This window comes from Dapis hubbardiae BLCC-M172, assembly GCF_050016015.1.
GTDB lineage: Bacteria > Cyanobacteriota > Cyanobacteriia > Cyanobacteriales > Microcoleaceae > Trichodesmium.
This window is the reverse complement of sequence record NZ_JBNHEQ010000191.1, coordinates 17,832-33,080: the sequence shown is the minus strand read 5'-3', so window position 1 is coordinate 33,080 and position 15,249 is coordinate 17,832. Positions and strand designations below refer to the sequence as shown.

The 15,249-nt window shown below is 32.4% G+C and carries 13 protein-coding genes and 1 pseudogene; 8 read left to right on the top strand and 6 right to left on the bottom strand.

Annotated features, from left to right (window positions below):
- Positions 1-333: 333 nt before the first annotated feature.
- Positions 334-951: a hypothetical protein gene (locus ACP6PK_RS17345; RefSeq protein WP_426561196.1), complete on the bottom strand. Its 618-nt coding sequence runs from the start codon at positions 949-951 to the stop codon at positions 334-336.
- Positions 952-1,192: 241 nt separating this feature from the next.
- Here ACP6PK_RS17345 and ACP6PK_RS17340 point away from each other — a divergent pair, with 241 nt between their 5' ends.
- The 5 genes from ACP6PK_RS17340 (at position 1,193) to ACP6PK_RS17320 (ending at position 5,489) form a co-directional block, all read left to right on the top strand.
- Positions 1,193-1,513 carry a hypothetical protein gene (locus ACP6PK_RS17340; protein ID WP_426561194.1) on the top strand — a complete coding sequence of 107 codons (321 nt, stop codon included), beginning with the start codon at positions 1,193-1,195 and terminating at the stop codon, positions 1,511-1,513.
- Positions 1,514-1,692: 179 nt separating this feature from the next.
- Positions 1,693-2,241: a GIY-YIG nuclease family protein gene (locus ACP6PK_RS17335; RefSeq protein ID WP_426561192.1), complete on the top strand. Its 549-nt coding sequence runs from the start codon at positions 1,693-1,695 to the stop codon at positions 2,239-2,241.
- A 281-nt stretch (positions 2,242-2,522) separates the two neighbouring features.
- Positions 2,523-3,308 carry an exodeoxyribonuclease III gene (gene xth, locus ACP6PK_RS17330; RefSeq protein ID WP_426561190.1) on the top strand — a complete coding sequence of 262 codons (786 nt, stop codon included), beginning with the start codon at positions 2,523-2,525 and terminating at the stop codon, positions 3,306-3,308.
- 330 nt (positions 3,309-3,638) lie between these two features.
- Complete coding sequence (locus tag ACP6PK_RS17325) at positions 3,639-4,514, top strand: SDR family oxidoreductase (protein ID WP_426561188.1); 876 nt, start codon at positions 3,639-3,641, stop codon at positions 4,512-4,514.
- Between the two features lie 372 nt (positions 4,515-4,886).
- The gene (locus tag ACP6PK_RS17320; RefSeq protein WP_426561186.1) at positions 4,887-5,489 is read left to right on the top strand and encodes a nitroreductase family protein; all 603 of its coding nucleotides are present in this window, start codon (positions 4,887-4,889) and stop codon (positions 5,487-5,489) included.
- A gap of 391 nt (positions 5,490-5,880) precedes the next feature.
- Here the strand turns inward: ACP6PK_RS17320 and ACP6PK_RS17315 are convergent, their stop codons facing one another.
- The 3 genes from ACP6PK_RS17315 to ACP6PK_RS17305 all read right to left on the bottom strand — a co-directional run bounded on the left by ACP6PK_RS17315 (position 5,881) and on the right by ACP6PK_RS17305 (position 8,940).
- Positions 5,881-6,654 (bottom strand): class I SAM-dependent methyltransferase, encoded by a 774-nt coding sequence (locus tag ACP6PK_RS17315; RefSeq protein ID WP_426561184.1) that lies wholly within the window; start codon positions 6,652-6,654, stop codon positions 5,881-5,883.
- Positions 6,655-7,002: 348 nt separating this feature from the next.
- Complete coding sequence (locus tag ACP6PK_RS17310; protein WP_426561182.1) at positions 7,003-7,767, bottom strand: peptidylprolyl isomerase; 765 nt, start codon at positions 7,765-7,767, stop codon at positions 7,003-7,005.
- A gap of 348 nt (positions 7,768-8,115) precedes the next feature.
- Positions 8,116-8,940: a TIGR00297 family protein gene (locus tag ACP6PK_RS17305; RefSeq protein WP_426561198.1), complete on the bottom strand. Its 825-nt coding sequence runs from the start codon at positions 8,938-8,940 to the stop codon at positions 8,116-8,118.
- A gap of 401 nt (positions 8,941-9,341) precedes the next feature.
- On the opposite strand from ACP6PK_RS17305, the gene ACP6PK_RS17300 reads away from it, so the two are divergent.
- Complete coding sequence (locus tag ACP6PK_RS17300) at positions 9,342-9,779, top strand: VOC family protein (RefSeq protein ID WP_094672130.1); 438 nt, start codon at positions 9,342-9,344, stop codon at positions 9,777-9,779.
- 481 nt (positions 9,780-10,260) lie between these two features.
- Positions 10,261-10,606 (top strand): annotated as a pseudogene (locus ACP6PK_RS17295) (Uma2 family endonuclease); the annotation flags it as partial.
- Between the two features lie 239 nt (positions 10,607-10,845).
- Here ACP6PK_RS17295 and ACP6PK_RS17290 read toward each other — a convergent pair.
- A complete protein-coding gene (locus ACP6PK_RS17290; protein WP_426561180.1) occupies positions 10,846-11,475 on the bottom strand; it encodes an esterase/lipase family protein in 630 nt (209 codons plus the stop codon).
- 943 nt (positions 11,476-12,418) lie between these two features.
- Between ACP6PK_RS17290 and ACP6PK_RS17285 the strand changes: the two genes are divergently transcribed.
- On the top strand, positions 12,419-12,913 hold the full coding sequence (locus ACP6PK_RS17285) for a hypothetical protein (protein WP_426561178.1): 495 nt from the start codon (positions 12,419-12,421) through the stop codon (positions 12,911-12,913).
- Between the two features lie 579 nt (positions 12,914-13,492).
- Here ACP6PK_RS17285 and ACP6PK_RS17280 read toward each other — a convergent pair.
- Positions 13,493-14,599, bottom strand: coding sequence for a tetratricopeptide repeat protein (locus ACP6PK_RS17280; RefSeq protein WP_426561176.1), 1,107 nt, complete (start codon positions 14,597-14,599; stop codon positions 13,493-13,495).
- Between the last annotated feature and the right edge of the window lie 650 nt (positions 14,600-15,249).

Sequence of the window (15,249 nt, the reverse complement as noted above, 5' to 3'; positions counted from 1 at the left end):
TAAATATTTTTTCATCCCCTTAAAAGGGGAGGCTTTAGACCTCATTTTTTGGTAAAATTATCAAAATAATTGGGTCGCGCAACCCCGCTTTTTAAGGCGAAATATTTTTGGATGGTTGCTCTAATACCCCAAAAATAACTTCTGTACGGGCGTTAACGATAGTTATGCGAAGCTAACGGCCGTTTCGCTGCGCGACATGAAACGCCCGTACTGACTTCTGACTTCGTTAATTTGCCTACCTATTTAACTTCAGCATTAAATATACAATTAATTTTGCTTAATTATTTCTACATTTTTGATTGGTAAATGTATATTTTCTGGAATATCTAATAATTAAGATTTTGTTGTTTTATCTAGTTGCTTTACAGCACGAATTAAACGAATAAAATATGGTCTGACAATATCTCTATTTAGTTCTTGCAACCTAGTTATTTGTGTTTGTAATTGTTCTATTTCATTGAGCATTGATGTATTATTTATTGATTGTAAATTATCTCCTTTATTTTGCTGTAAATTTGTAGCTATATCTTTTAATGATTGTAGTTCTTCTTCAATATTTGAAAATTTAATATTTATTGCTTCCCAGTCTTCTTTTGTAATTGTATTGTATTCAAGGCTTGATTTATTTTGATATGATTCTGGAGTTTGTTCAGTAATTGTTTTTGGTAGTGCGTCTAATTGCTCAAAAACTGAGTTCATATTCATTTTTAATTCTTCTACTTCATTGTTACTCTCTTTTTGGATTTTTTCTTCAAATATTTTTCGATTAATTGTATTCAAAAATAATGCCAATGTTATTGGAGTTGCAGCAAACATAAATTGTTCAAACAACCATGCCAAACCTGAACCAACAAATGAAACCAATAAAGCAATATATTCTGCTATTTCTAGCTTCTTAAACTGACTTTGGGAATTATTTAAAATTGTTGATGATGTTTCCCTATTTTCCATAAATCTAGATCGCCATAATATGTGTTCAGTTAAATCATACATACTACAAATTTTTATTTTGATATTTTATCATAGTTTGTTGTTTAATATCATGCCTTAACAATTATTCATATTCACTCAAAGTAGTTGAGTTTAATCAAAGAAATAGTAATATAAGTAAATGGTATTTCCGATGTGATAGAAGCAATACTATCTCAACAACCAGAGCTAAATTACATAAACTTTCAAAAAGAAAATTAACATGGGTTTAAAAATTATTGAAAACTTTGATAGTAGTTTTACTCTAGAGCCAGATGCTAAACGGACTTTATTCAGCTTATTAACAAGTGAAAATTTTCTCCAACAAATCACTACACAATTACCAGGAAAAAAAATAGAATTTACTGAACTCATGTTTCAGCCAGTTCCTTATAGCAAAGAAACACCAAAAGGAATGCCACAAGAATTTGAGAAGTATCACGAATCTAGGGATTATATTATTATCAATGTGCCACCTAATTTTATGTTTAAAGCTAAAATATTTAAACCAAGTCGTCTCTGTGCTATCTATAAAATTCATTAACTTCTATTAAACTGGAATTAATTATCAATTCTATTTGATAATTGGGTCTAAAACTCCGTATTTTAAAAGTTATCAAGCATCCTGCCTTTTCAAGGAAGTAAAAATGAAATTTCTGATTTTATTGCCTCCAACTTCAGAGGGCAGTATTGATAACTGATAACTGATAACTGATAACTAAAATGACTAATACCGAAATACAAATACCAGAATTATCCCAACTAGAATATTTACCTTACATTGATTCAGAAGGGAATTTACCATTATCATTACAAGGAAAAATTGGTGTTTATGGAATTTTTAACCAGGAAAAAGAACTACTATTTGTTGGTTATTCTCGTGATGTTTATCAGAGTCTTAAACAACATTTAGTCCGTCAACCTAATAACTGTTATTGGCTAAAAGTAGAAACTATTGAGCGCCCAAATCGTAGTGTATTGGAAGGTATAAAAGCAGCTTGGATTAATGAAAATGGCTCCCTACCTTTAGGCAATGGTACAGCAGAATCAAAATGGAATCAACCCATAGATGCTAAACAAGAAATGACTGAATCAGAAAGAGTAGAATATGAAAATCCATTAATTGATGAAGTCGCTAAAGAAAAACTATTAAAAAATATAGCTAGGCGAGTTGAAGCTAATATTTTAGAGGTATTAAAAGATAGAGGTTTACAAGAAAATATTCGTTTTAATCCTAAGCTTAAAACCAGTGGTTTATTAGATTTAAAGTAAGGATTAAGCTATTACATAATAGTAATCATAAATTATTTGTGAAAAAAAACGGTAGGGGTTTGGTCTCCAAACCAAAGGGAAAAAGGGATTGGGAAACCAAACCCCTACAATAAAATATTACAACCTATTTAGGATTTCTATCTAAGTTGCTTCAATCCTAATAGCATTCTTTATAGATATAGTGTTTCTCAAGTTACTGAGGTACAGTTATTTTTCTTATTTTCTCTTCCCTAGTTTCTCGAATTACTACTCCCTACTCCCTACTCCCTAATCCCTAAATTATGAAAATAGCTACTTGGAATGTCAATTCAATTCGCAGTCGTCAAGAACAAGTTATTGACTGGTTAAAAATAAATTCTGTTGACATTCTCTGTTTACAAGAAACTAAAGTTATTGACCAAGATTTTCCGCGATCGCCTTTTGAAGAATTAGGTTATCACACTTATATTTCTGGTCAGAAATCTTACAACGGTGTGGCAATTTTTAGTCGTTCCCCAATGCAAGATGTTAGTAGTGGTTTTGCTCCTATTTTAGGTGATGATAAAGTGGGAGATTTTGACATACAAAAACGGTTAATTACTGGGGTAATAAATGATGTCTGTATCCTTAATCTTTATGTTCCTAATGGTGCTAGTGTTGGTAGTGAAAAATATGATTACAAACTTGATTGGTTAAAATTGTTGCAAGAATATGTACAAATAGTTCTTGACAAATCGCCAAATTTATGTATTTGTGGAGATTTTAATATTGTCCCAGAAGACCGAGATATTCACGACCCAGAAGGTTGTAAAAATTCTGTGGGATTATCTGATGCGGAACGTCAAGCTTTACAAGAAATTCTTAAGTTAGGATTGGTGGATGCTTTTCGCCAGTTTACCAGCGAAGGTGGACATTATAGTTGGTGGGATTATAGAGCAGCAGGTTTTCGCCGTAATCGTGGTTGGCGTATTGACCATCATTATCTGAGTTTACCCCTTTCTCAAAAAGCAACAAGTTGTATAATTGACAAGTCTCCAAGAGAGTTAACAAAACCTAGTGACCATGCACCAGTTGTTGTGGAATTTTAAAGGAAGGAAGAAGGAAGAAGGAAGAAGCAATAAGTGAAGAAGTGAAGATTCAAGTAATAATCAAGTAATAATAAGGAAAAAGGAAGAAGTGAAGATTCAAGTAATAATTAGGTAATTATAGAAACTATTTGCTATGTTCAGTTAATATAACAATCCGCGCTTATGTTGTAATATTTTATCGTAGGGGTTTGGTCTCCAAACCCAAGGGCAAATGGGATTTGGAAAGCAAACCCTTACAGTTTTTTTAACGAATCATTTCTTCTGGCTATAGTAAATTTTTGATTCGGTAAATTTTTAGATTGAACTATTAATATATAACCAAAAGTAATTATGTTTTTAGTAACAGGAGCAACTGGAGGATTAGGTCGCAGAATTATTAGGATATTGACAGAAAAAGAAATGTCAGTCCGTGCTTTTGTTAGACTAAATTCTGCCTATTCTGAATTAGAAAATCGTGGAGCTGAAATCTTTATCGGCGACTTAAAAATAGACAAGGATATTGATAAAGCTTGTCAAGGAATTGAATATATTATTAGTGCCCACGGTGGTGCGGGTGATGTTCAAGCAGTTGACTATAGAGCTAATATTGAACTGATAGATTGTGCTGTGAAAGTTGGTGTTAAACACTTTGTATTTATTTCTGTATTAGGAGCTAATCGTGGATATGAAGATTCACCAACTTTTAAGGCAAAAAAAGAGGTAGAAAAATATCTTAAAGCTAGTGGTTTGAATTATACTATTTTGCAACCTTCTGGTTTTGCTTCTAATCTCTTACCGCTAGCAGAAAGATTTCGAGATACAGGAATTTATCTACTTATTGGAGAGTCGAAAAATCGCACTTCAATAGTTAGTACAAATGACTTGGCAAAAATTGCTGTGGATTCTGTTTCTGTAGAAGCTGCTTGTAATCAAATTTTGCCTGTGGGAGGACCAGAAATTATTTCTAGAGGAGAAATTTCTCAGATATTTAGTAGAATTTTTAATCGGGAACCTATAGTTATTAATCCACCTTTATTTGTCTTTGATGGATTACGGAATTCTCTGGGATTATTTAATCCTGAATTACAAAAAACTTTGGGTACTTTAAGAGTATTATTGGCGAATGAATTTTTCTGCACTCCAGAAGAAATTGAGAATTTGGAAAGAATATTTGAGATGAAAATGGAATCTGTAGAAAATTATATTCGCCGTCAAATGCAAATGTAAAAAAGTTTTTGTTTGTAGTAGGGCTTTAGCCCATCAAATATTTATGCTTGTACCATTTCTCAAAAATCTTGCTATATCTAATTGTGTGGGAAAGTATGGGAGGTAGGAGGAGAGGAAAAATCATAAAAATCTATACTAAAAAACTAATAATTATCAAAAACAAACTTTGAATCTTGGTAAATATTTGACTGTTGAAGTATAGCATTAATCCATGGTAATTTGTATTAGGGCTTCAGCCCTACTACGAGCTTTATTATAACCGGAAAATGAGAATCTAATGCGATATTTTCTTGAACAGTTAAAAATTCACAATATCTCACAATTAAAATAAGATTTTTCACGACTTTAAACAATTACTAAAAAATTCAAAAAATGGAAAAAACTACAGATAATCAATACCCAATTAACGAGTTACTAAAAAAACGTTGGAGTTCTCTAGCTTTTACCGACAAAATGGTTTCTTCAGAAGTATTACTTTCACTTCTAGAAGCAGCAAGATGGTCTCCTTCTTGTTTCAATGAGCAACCTTGGAATTTCATAGTTGCTACTAAAGAAAATCCTGCTGAATATGAACGTCTTTTTAGTTGTATTGTAGAAGGAAATCAACCTTGGGCAGGTCTTGCTCCTGTATTAATGTTATCTGTTGCTAAACTTTCTTTTGAGAAAAATAATAACCCTAATAGACACGCTTTTCACGATGTTGGTTTAGCAGTTGCTAGCTTAACTTTTCAAGCAACAGAAATGGGTTTGAGAGTTCATCAAATGGGAGGTTTTGATGTTGATAAAGCACGGGAATTATATAAAATTTCAGCAGAATATGAACCAGTAGCAGCAATAGCTATTGGTTATCCTGGAGAACCTGAGATTTTGCCTGAGTCTTTACGGGAGAGGGAACTTTCTCCCCGCAGTCGTAAACCGATGAGTTCTTTTGTTTTTACTGGAGAATTTGGTAAGACTGCTTCATTTCTTCAATAGACATCTGTAATTTAGTAGGTTGGGTTGACGTAGGAAACCCAACAATAATAACCCACCTATCTGTGTTGGGTTTCGGTTCCTCAACCCAACCTACGGATCATCCCAATTATCAAGTTTATTTGGCAGTAGATAACAAAATTTATGAAAAGTTTTTTGCATAAATTGCAATTCAGTTAATTCTCCAAAAATATCAAGTTTTACTATTAGTGATTAATACAAAACAAGAGGAAATTATTAAATGGATAACCTAATTCATTATCAAAATATCATCAAAAAAATTCTAACTAATTATCAAAAAATATCAGCACAAGTTCCCGATATAGTTAGGGTGTAAAGTTAATTCATTGTCAAATATTTAGGCTGATTTGTGATATAAATTTATCATTTGATTTTAAATCTTTTTTCCTATATAGAAAACATAGCCATAAAACTCTTTATATTTATTGTACAATTCAGCTTCATGTCGTTGATTTTCTACGAGTTCTTCGGCAGTTTTATTACCTACATTTTTTTGCAAAAATTTTTCCTGTGCAGAAACTTGCGGAGCATAAAAATTTTCAGTCCAACAATATTCAGGCAGCACAAAAGTAGCAATTGGAATATATCCTGCTTTTTCCATTTGTGTCACTTTATTTGAAATAGTATCTATTTCTGGATATTCTTTATTCCAAAACTCATCAATTTCGACAGGTCGTTCTTGAGTAAACCATGATGCTTCTGAAATGGCAACAAAAGCTCCTTTCTTCAAAAATTTATGCCATTCATTTATACCTCGTTCAAATCCGATATTATAGATTGATCCTTCTGACCAAATTAAATCTAATTCTTCATTTTGAAAAGGAAGGTTATCCATTGAACCTAGAATACCATTAACTCTATCCTGGAGATTCAATTTCTGACTATTAACATTGAATATATCTATAAAGATGGGAGACAGATCGATGGCTGTAATATTCCCTGACGTATTATTAGCTATTACCATTGTCTGACCTCCGGTGCCACAACCTATATCTACAATTTTTGATTCATTGGTCAGATTATCAATAAAGCTTAAAGCTTTAATAGTTATTTCAGGACTTCCAGGTCCTTGTCGTTCCATTGTCGAAAAATATTCGCAGATTAATTTAACATCAAACTCGTGAATGGATTTATTTTCATTACTCATATTTTTTCCTTATTTTCTCTAAAAATTTTGTCTTTTTCAGGTAAATGAATAATGGATAATGAAAATCATCTCTAATTATTAATTATCAATTAAAAAGGAGAGACTTTAAACCTAGATTCGATTAATTATCAATTACCCATTTTTTTCCTTATTTTCTCTAAAAATTTTGGTAAGCATTCACCTATTAGCTTTCAGCTATCAATGGATAATGAATGAATATTTAATAATTGGATAGTGGATAATGAAAACTATCTCTAATTATCAATTATCCATTGGTATTGGAGAGACTTTAAACCTCTAGGGATTAATTATCCATTATCAATTATCCATTGTCCATTATTAATTAATTTACTCATTTACATGGAGAGTAATTTTTATATCTTTCAGTTTCTCCGCTACCCAACGTTCAAATAATTCACCGTCTAACTTTTTCTTGATTTCAGGATTATCTAAAGAAGCACCTTGTAACTGCTCTAGTCGATATATACTCCAATATTTATTTGTATCAAATGGTCCTAAAATATCTCCAGGATTAGCAGAATTAACTGCATTTCTTAAATCTTCTGGCAAACTAGCTAAAGTAACTGCACCCATAATGCCATTAAAATTTTTATCATTTGTAACTGAATGTTCTTTAGCTAAATCTTCAAACTTGCCCCCTTCTGCCACAATTTTTCTATGTACAGCATCTGCTAATTCTTTATCTTGGACGACAATTCTAGATAAAATTACATAATCTAGACCTGCTTTACGCTCATTAAAATATTCTTCGATTTTTTCTGCACTAATAGAATCTCTTAATTGCTTCAGTTTAAAAGAAGTTTCCATTTGTGATTCTAAAGCATTATAGTTAACTCTATTTTGTTGTAACCATTCTTGAAATTTTTGTTGGTCTTCCAGCTTTCTTTGCAATCTAAAATCAATCATTGCTTGTTGAATAGTTCCTGGATTTACATTTATATCTTCCCTAGATTCCAATTCTTTTTCTATCACATATTGACGGACAATTTCTGTGACAAAAGATTGTAATTTTCCAGAGGCTTGCAAATATTTTAAACCTTGCCCCCATGATAATTGTTCTTCACCTATTGTTAGTAGTGGTTTAGATTCCATTGGTAAAATTCCGCCTTTCGCTAATATTTTTACAAATAAATTTTAGTCTATAGTTAATCTATAAAACTTAAAATATGATTCACACAATTTTGATCGTATACCAATCAGGAATCAGATATGAAAAATGGATAGAGAATCAAGTAGATATTTGGATGTAATAACTATATAAATTCTCAGGAATGATTGAGGATTTCACTAATTCTTATATCTAGTTTTTCCTGTTCTCTAAAAATCTAAAATATCTGACAATTAAAATTAAGATTGTTATAGATTTTCAGTGAAAATAATTCAAGCTAAACATAGAAACTTAGACTATAAAGTAAGTAGCCAGGAGTACAAAGCTAAGATTTAGGAAACAAAAAAGCTCATACCTATTGGCTGATTACTAATTACTATATAGTACCAAACTATGGCTAATAAAATTGCAGCGATCGCTCCGATTAAAGTATTGATAATATTTACTACTTCATTGGTTAACCATTCAAACTGAGACTGCATCGTTGCCCCAATTACACTTTCCAAGTTAGTAGCAATAAAGGCTGCAATAACACAAAAAGCGATTCCTGTCAAATCAATTAAACCTACAGTCCAACCAAGGAAAGCGATCGCTACAGAAGCGACTATACCTGCTAAAGTTCCTTCTAAACTTACGGCACCCTCGGTTCCCCGTGGCACTGGTTGTAGAGTTGTAATTAAAAATGTCCGCTTACCGTAAGCTTTTCCTACTTCACTAGCACAAGTATCAGAAAGCTTGGTACTAAAACTGGCTACATAACCCAACATTAGTAAGACTGGTAAATTTTCTATGGGAGGATTATTCGGGTATAAGAGACTAATTACCAAAATACCCACAGCACAGATAGCAGCAGTCAGGGCTGAACCCCAAACATTTTCTGGCCCTCTTGCCCCTTCGCGCTTTTCTGCTATTCCGGCAGCTTGCTTTTCGGCCATTCCAATGCGAGTCACCCCGGAACCCACCAAAAAATAAAATACCACTACTGCATATCCAGGCCAACCTAAACTACCCCAAATCAAGACTCCGAGTATCCAAGCATGAACTATTCCTGCGGGAGTTAATAATTTTTTGGGAGCAAAATAAACGAGACTTAGTAAGATAGTATTTAAAATTATAGCTACTAACCAGGGATTTACAGAGTTAATATTAGATAACATGGATAATGGATAATGGATAATTGATGATTGATAATTAATCTTCAGAGGTTTAAAGCCTCTCCTTTTAAATGGATAATTTATAATTAGGGGTTTGGTGATTAGGTAATGCTCTTCAGTATTTATGAACCGTAAAACAATAGTTTTTTTCATAGATATTTGAGACAAAAGCATTACGCATTCACCAATGCCATAATTAGAGATAATTTTCATTATCCATTGTTCATTATCAACTAAGTAGGTTGGTGTGAAAATTTGTCCCTATGTAACAAAATGTCAATTCACCTTCAAGTCAACTGTAGGTTGGAGCTTGGATTTAGTTGACAAAACTGAATTTAGTTAAACTTTTTTGTGCCTACCTACTTATCCATTATCCATTATTAATTATTCATTGTAAAGTAACCATGAATCAAGTTCTTTTTCACTTAGCCTTTCCCGTGAATGATATTGCTCAAACAAAAGAATTCTATGCCAATGGTTTAGGTTGTGAAGTTGGGCGAGAATCTCCAAACTCAGTAATTCTAAATCTTTATGGAAATCAAATTGTTGCTCATGTTTCCAAAGATAGTTTAGAACCACAAAAAGGCATTTATCCCAGACATTTTGGTTTAGTTTTTACTCTAGAAAGTGATTGGGAAGCTTTGCTAGAACGTGCTGAAAAAAATCAATTAAAATTCTATCAGCAACCCAGACGAAGATTTACAAATTCTCTTTTGGAACATCGCACTTTTTTCCTGGAAGATCCGTTCCATAATTTGCTAGAGTTCAAATATTATTGTCATTCAGAAGCAATTTTTGGCTGTAATGATCATCAGGAAGTTGGCGATTCTGTAGCAGTTTAAGTTAGAAAAATAGGGAGTAGGAATTAGGGAGTAGAGAGTATGAATTAGGGAAAAATAATTGATAATTTTTGTAAGATAGCAGTGGGAAAATATTGCTTCCATACTATGTTTTTCTTAGTAAAGAAAATCACTTTAAAAAAGAATGCTACAAAAAAGTGCATTTTGAACAGAGATGCTGAGAAAACCTAGCCATATCTAATCGACCAAGAGAAATAATTTTTTTCCTTATTGGTCAATCCTCTCTCTAAAAGGGAGAGGTAATTATCCATTATCCATTATCCATTAATGAATTCCTTCTTGCTTCCTTCTTAGTTCCTTCTTCCTTACCTTAAAATAATGAGTACAAAAATATAGCAATCCGTGCATAGGTTGTGATAAATTAAAAAGTAGATAAAAAATTTGAAACTCTTACCTGTTGCCTGTTGCCTGTTGCCTCTTGCCTAAAAATAGGATTGCTATAGAAATTACTGAATCAAAATAACTGGATATTAATTCTGTTCCAGACCATACTCAACTACCATAATCAGACGGTACATTTGTAAAAAACTTTGAGGAACATCATCAAAGTATTCTATTAACTGATTCTATCAAACCTACCTTAGATAAAATTCATCCTGACGGAAAATATGCTATAGGTCAAGACTGTGGAATTTATTGGCGATTAACCGATCCTCCTCTCAGAGGAGCAGAAGCACCAGATTGGTTTTATGTTCCTCATGTTTCCCCTCTTTTAAATTGAGAAATACGACACTCTTATGTACTTTGGCAAGAATATATTTCTCCTCTCATTAATATTAGAATTTGTTTCTGGAGATGGTGCAGAAGAAGGAAGAAAGAAGAAGTAATGCAAGTCAACATGAGTGACAACTGCTATAGTAAGGAATCTGGATTTTTCTGCCCTATTCCTTTGTTAAAGAACTGGGTTATATTTTTGCAATTTATTATAAATTTATCAAGAGTCAGGCTACTTTAGGAAATTTGCAAAAATAGCCAGAATAAAGAATAAAAGTTATTCAATCCTAAACACTTACTTTAACAAATAGTATCTGTACCTTCCTCGATCAAATCAACTGATAAAATTCTTGATTAGTTTGGATTTATACTCTGCTTTCAACTCCTCAACAATTACTTTCAAAACTTTTTCATCTGATACCATCCAAGCATGAAGTAAAATATCTATTTTGATATCTCTACCTACTGGTATTTGAGAACTTCTGGCAGGCACAATCATGGCATCATAAGGTGTCCAAATAGAGGTAAAATTTATTTCTTCTAATATATCAATATCTTGGTTTAAATTTTCTAGGAAATCACTTTTCGGACGCATCTGCTTGGGTGCTGCTAAATTTAAAGCGTAACCTGTTAATGTACCGTTGTGAGGAGAAGAAATAGTAATAAAACGTTTTACTTTATCTATACCTCCTAATTTTTGAACATAGTAACGACTTACTATTCCTCCCATACTAAAACCTATTAAATCAATGGGTTGATTAGGTGGAAATGTTTGATCTACATAATCTGCTATTTGTTCGGCTAATTTATCTAAACCTAAAATACCGTAATTAGGAACTAAGTTTAGAGAATATACTTCCCATCCAGATTTTTTTAGGTATTGAGACATTTTATCGAATATTCTTATGGTGTCAAAAATTCCGTGGATTAATAATACTGGATTAGGTTTGTTTAAACTTTCCATATATTTTTTTTGAATATTTTTAGTTCGTAAGCTATCAGCTATAAATTATTAACTTCTTATCACACTGAAGGAGGAATTAGTCTCCAAGGAAAATTAAAAATTATCAAGAAAAAGGTCATTGGCTAACCTTTGTAAGTTATTACGTTAAGGCATCTTTTTGCCTAGCATTCCATAGGAAATGCTGAATGATAATAGCTGTTAGCTCTGCATTCCGCAGAAAATTTTTACTCTAATTCCACATTTTAGGATGAGGCGATCGCTTTCCTTTCCTTCAGTAGGACAGTCTTTTTACTGGCATAAATTTTTTTGGTAATTATTCTGTAAATTCTGAAATATATTTCATTAATGGATAATTGATAATTACCTCTGGTTAAAACCGTTACAGAATTGAAGATATCGAAATATCCTAGCACTTTTCTCTTGGTCGATTGGATATGGCGTTTAGCGTTCCGCACAACTTTCCTGACGGAATGCTCCGCAAACGACCGCTTTTTCCCCTATCCAAGGGGAGGCTTCAAGGCGCGAATTATTTAATTATTAATTATTAATAATTCGGTAAACAATTACTGATTTTTTCACCTCGGAGTTAGCCTAATAATTATTACTCTGCTGATTAAATCTAAAAGCATTTACAGAGAAATAAGGTGCGTTTTTAGGTCTGAAATACCTTGGTTTTCAGCTCTTAATACTCAAAAAGTTAGCATTTCTAGCAAGAGGCAATAAAATTATTCCCCTACTCCCCTACTCCCCTACTCCCCCGCTCCCCTACTCCTTAAAAAAGACTTTTTCAGCAAACCCTAATTACATTTACAGTCTACGTCATTGTACTTAATGTAAAGTTTTATAAAGAAATATGAATAAAAGTTGCGCAATGTCATAACCTGAGCGTACAGTATTAATCTGTAAGCAATACTACAAAAAATCATTTTAGGAGATAAAAATCATGTTAGCTTTTATAGGAGGATTATTTGCCGGAATTTTCGGTATTTTTCCTTTTGGAAAAAAATCAGAGTATCTATTAGAATTTGATGCTCCTAAAGAAGACAGTGCGCCTAAGCAAGAATCAACTCAAGCTACTGTAACAGTACCAGAATCTACAACAACAGAAACTAAACCAGCTAGTTCTGAAACTCCAAAAGAGGCAAAAGCTAAACTTTCTGCTGCTAAAAAAGCTGAAAAAGTTGCCGCTACAGAAGCAAAAAAAGAAGCTCAAGCTGCTAAAAAAGCTGAAAAAGTTGAAAAACAACAATCTACCGTTCCTCAAGTACCAGCACCACAACCTGCCATAACAAATTTTACAACTCCCCAGGAACCAAAAGAGGTAGTATTATTTGCTCCTAACTTTTTAATGCCGAAACCTACTGCTAAACGTCGTCGTCCTGGTGCTAATATGAGTATGTTCCGTAGTATTGCTAAGAGTATGAATTTACCAAGATAGTATTTCTATAGATATAAGAAGTTAGGTAAACATTCAGCTATTAGCTGTCAGCTAGCCTCCTACGGAGGAACTTTGTTAACAGCAATGCTCTGGCTTTTGTAGTAAGATTTAGTTCTGAGCTACTTAGGACTCTGCTGTTAAGAGTTGGAGTTTAAATAGGGTTTTCTGATTAAATCTCAAAGAATTGACAGATAAAGGCAAGTGCTGTTTTGGAGTCGAAAAAATTACCAGCTAAAGAGTCTAAAGTACTCAAAAAGTTAGCATCAAAAGCTTACTATGGCAGAAAAATCAAATGACCATTCTTCTAACTACCTTCTCTATAACTCCCATTTCTCCTGACTACTAAAAAGAGCAAAAAGACTTTTTAAGCAAACCCTAAATAAAGCTTTTATGTAAATGCTGATAGCTGATGGTTGACGGCTGAATGCTTACGAAGTTAGAAGTTAAATTTTTGGTGTGACTAAATTTGAGAGGTGCGAGAATTTCCTAACTCTCCTGGCGACTGGTAAATTACTCATAAATTTCTTAAGGGGTGAATCAATAATTAGCTTAGAAATCAATAATTACTACGTCATAACCCTAAGTTTTTAAGAATACTAAACTACTATATAACTGAAAAGCTGGGTCCCACATTGTTTCGATTTTACGGGATATATCAATGTGAGACTTGAGACGACTTAATAGTTGTGTATAATCTCGACTTGTCACTTCTCCAAAGGCAGTAAAATTAGACCAAGTTTGCACTTTACCTAATTTTTGGTCAATCATATTTACTAAGTAATTCCATTTACTTCTATTAGTAGTTTGTGCTTTTAATAGGGATTGCTCTTGAGTCTGAATTTTAGGAGTAATCCCTTTTTGATATTGATAATTTTGGTCACAAAATCTGATAATGCTACGGCGACTAGAAAGATGTAAATCTAATATATTTGCATAATCTTGAGTCATTTTCTTATGACGAATTTTTTGGGAACGTCGCCTAGGATCGTAATCCATGGCATCCATAAAAATAGGTAATAATCCTTCAACTTTTGCTACTACTTCTGACCAATCAAAATTTAAACTTCCCATTTTATCTTGCTCATTCAAACAAACAATATTTGCCTGGGGAGAAATAGATTGAAAATATTGCACTCTGAAAATATTTATCTTTTCAATATCTGATATTTTTGCCCAAAATACAGGAATACCTGCTTTGAGCATTTCTTCACCATAAACTTTTAATTCTCCAATTGCTCCAACTCGATAAATTCGCCAACCTCTATTTTGTAACTGCATTCTGGCAGAGTAGGGGTCAATTTTCATAATTCTTGCCAGATTTTTAACTGCTTCCTGTTTATTTTCTTTGCTAACTGGTTCAAGAATAAGTAATCCTGGTTCTATATTTTCAGGATTAGATTTTGCCACAGCGATCGCTTCTTTTTGGCGATTTTTTTCTATATTTTCTATTCTTTTTAAACCTTGACGCGCTTGTATAACTACTTGTGGGTTTGTTGCATCTTTGAGCAATTTTCTATAAAATTTTTCTGCTGATTCTAATTTATCTATCTCTTCATACCACCGCCCAATATATAGTTGCACCCACAAATTTTGAGGATCTTCTTTTTGTAATTTTTTTAGTAGTTTAGCTGCCTGTTTATAATTTTTTTGTTCTAGCAGAGTAGCAACTTCTTTAATTTCTTTCATATGTAGTTTTCCTATTTGAGTTGCCAGAAAATCTCTTGGGAAAAAGGGAAGAGTGGGAAAATAATTTTAAAATTCCTATTTATCACAATAATCACCCAATCCATGAGTTTAAAACACTACTTATTTCATGATTTATAGTTTTAATTTACTATATATATTGTCTTGGCGTAACTATTGTAAATTTGAGATTTTTTATAAAAATTTCACGGTTTTAATTAGGTATATTTGGAAATTATGAATGAAACTTTCATTGTTGGAAAGTTTTCAATTAGAGGTTATACCAAATCTGGTTATCAAAACGTATTTTTCCCAAATCTCTTCTCATCTTTTTGCTTTCTACTTTGGGTTCTTAATCAAGATACTATCATCAGCATTCTGACTTATGCAATAGTCATAATTAAACATCTTATAGAAAATATACTTCCCATTTTCTCTACATTTTCTTTATTGTGAATGAAAAACTAAAAAATTATTCAACACTATTGCGATATACGCAATAGTAGAAGCTCAAACCTCTACCGAAAATATACTTCCCATTTTCTCTACTGCAATAAATTTCCTGAGACTGGTTTGAGAAGTCAACTTTCACAACAGAATTTTCTTTATTGTGAATGAAAAACTAAAAAATTATTCAACACTATTGCGATATA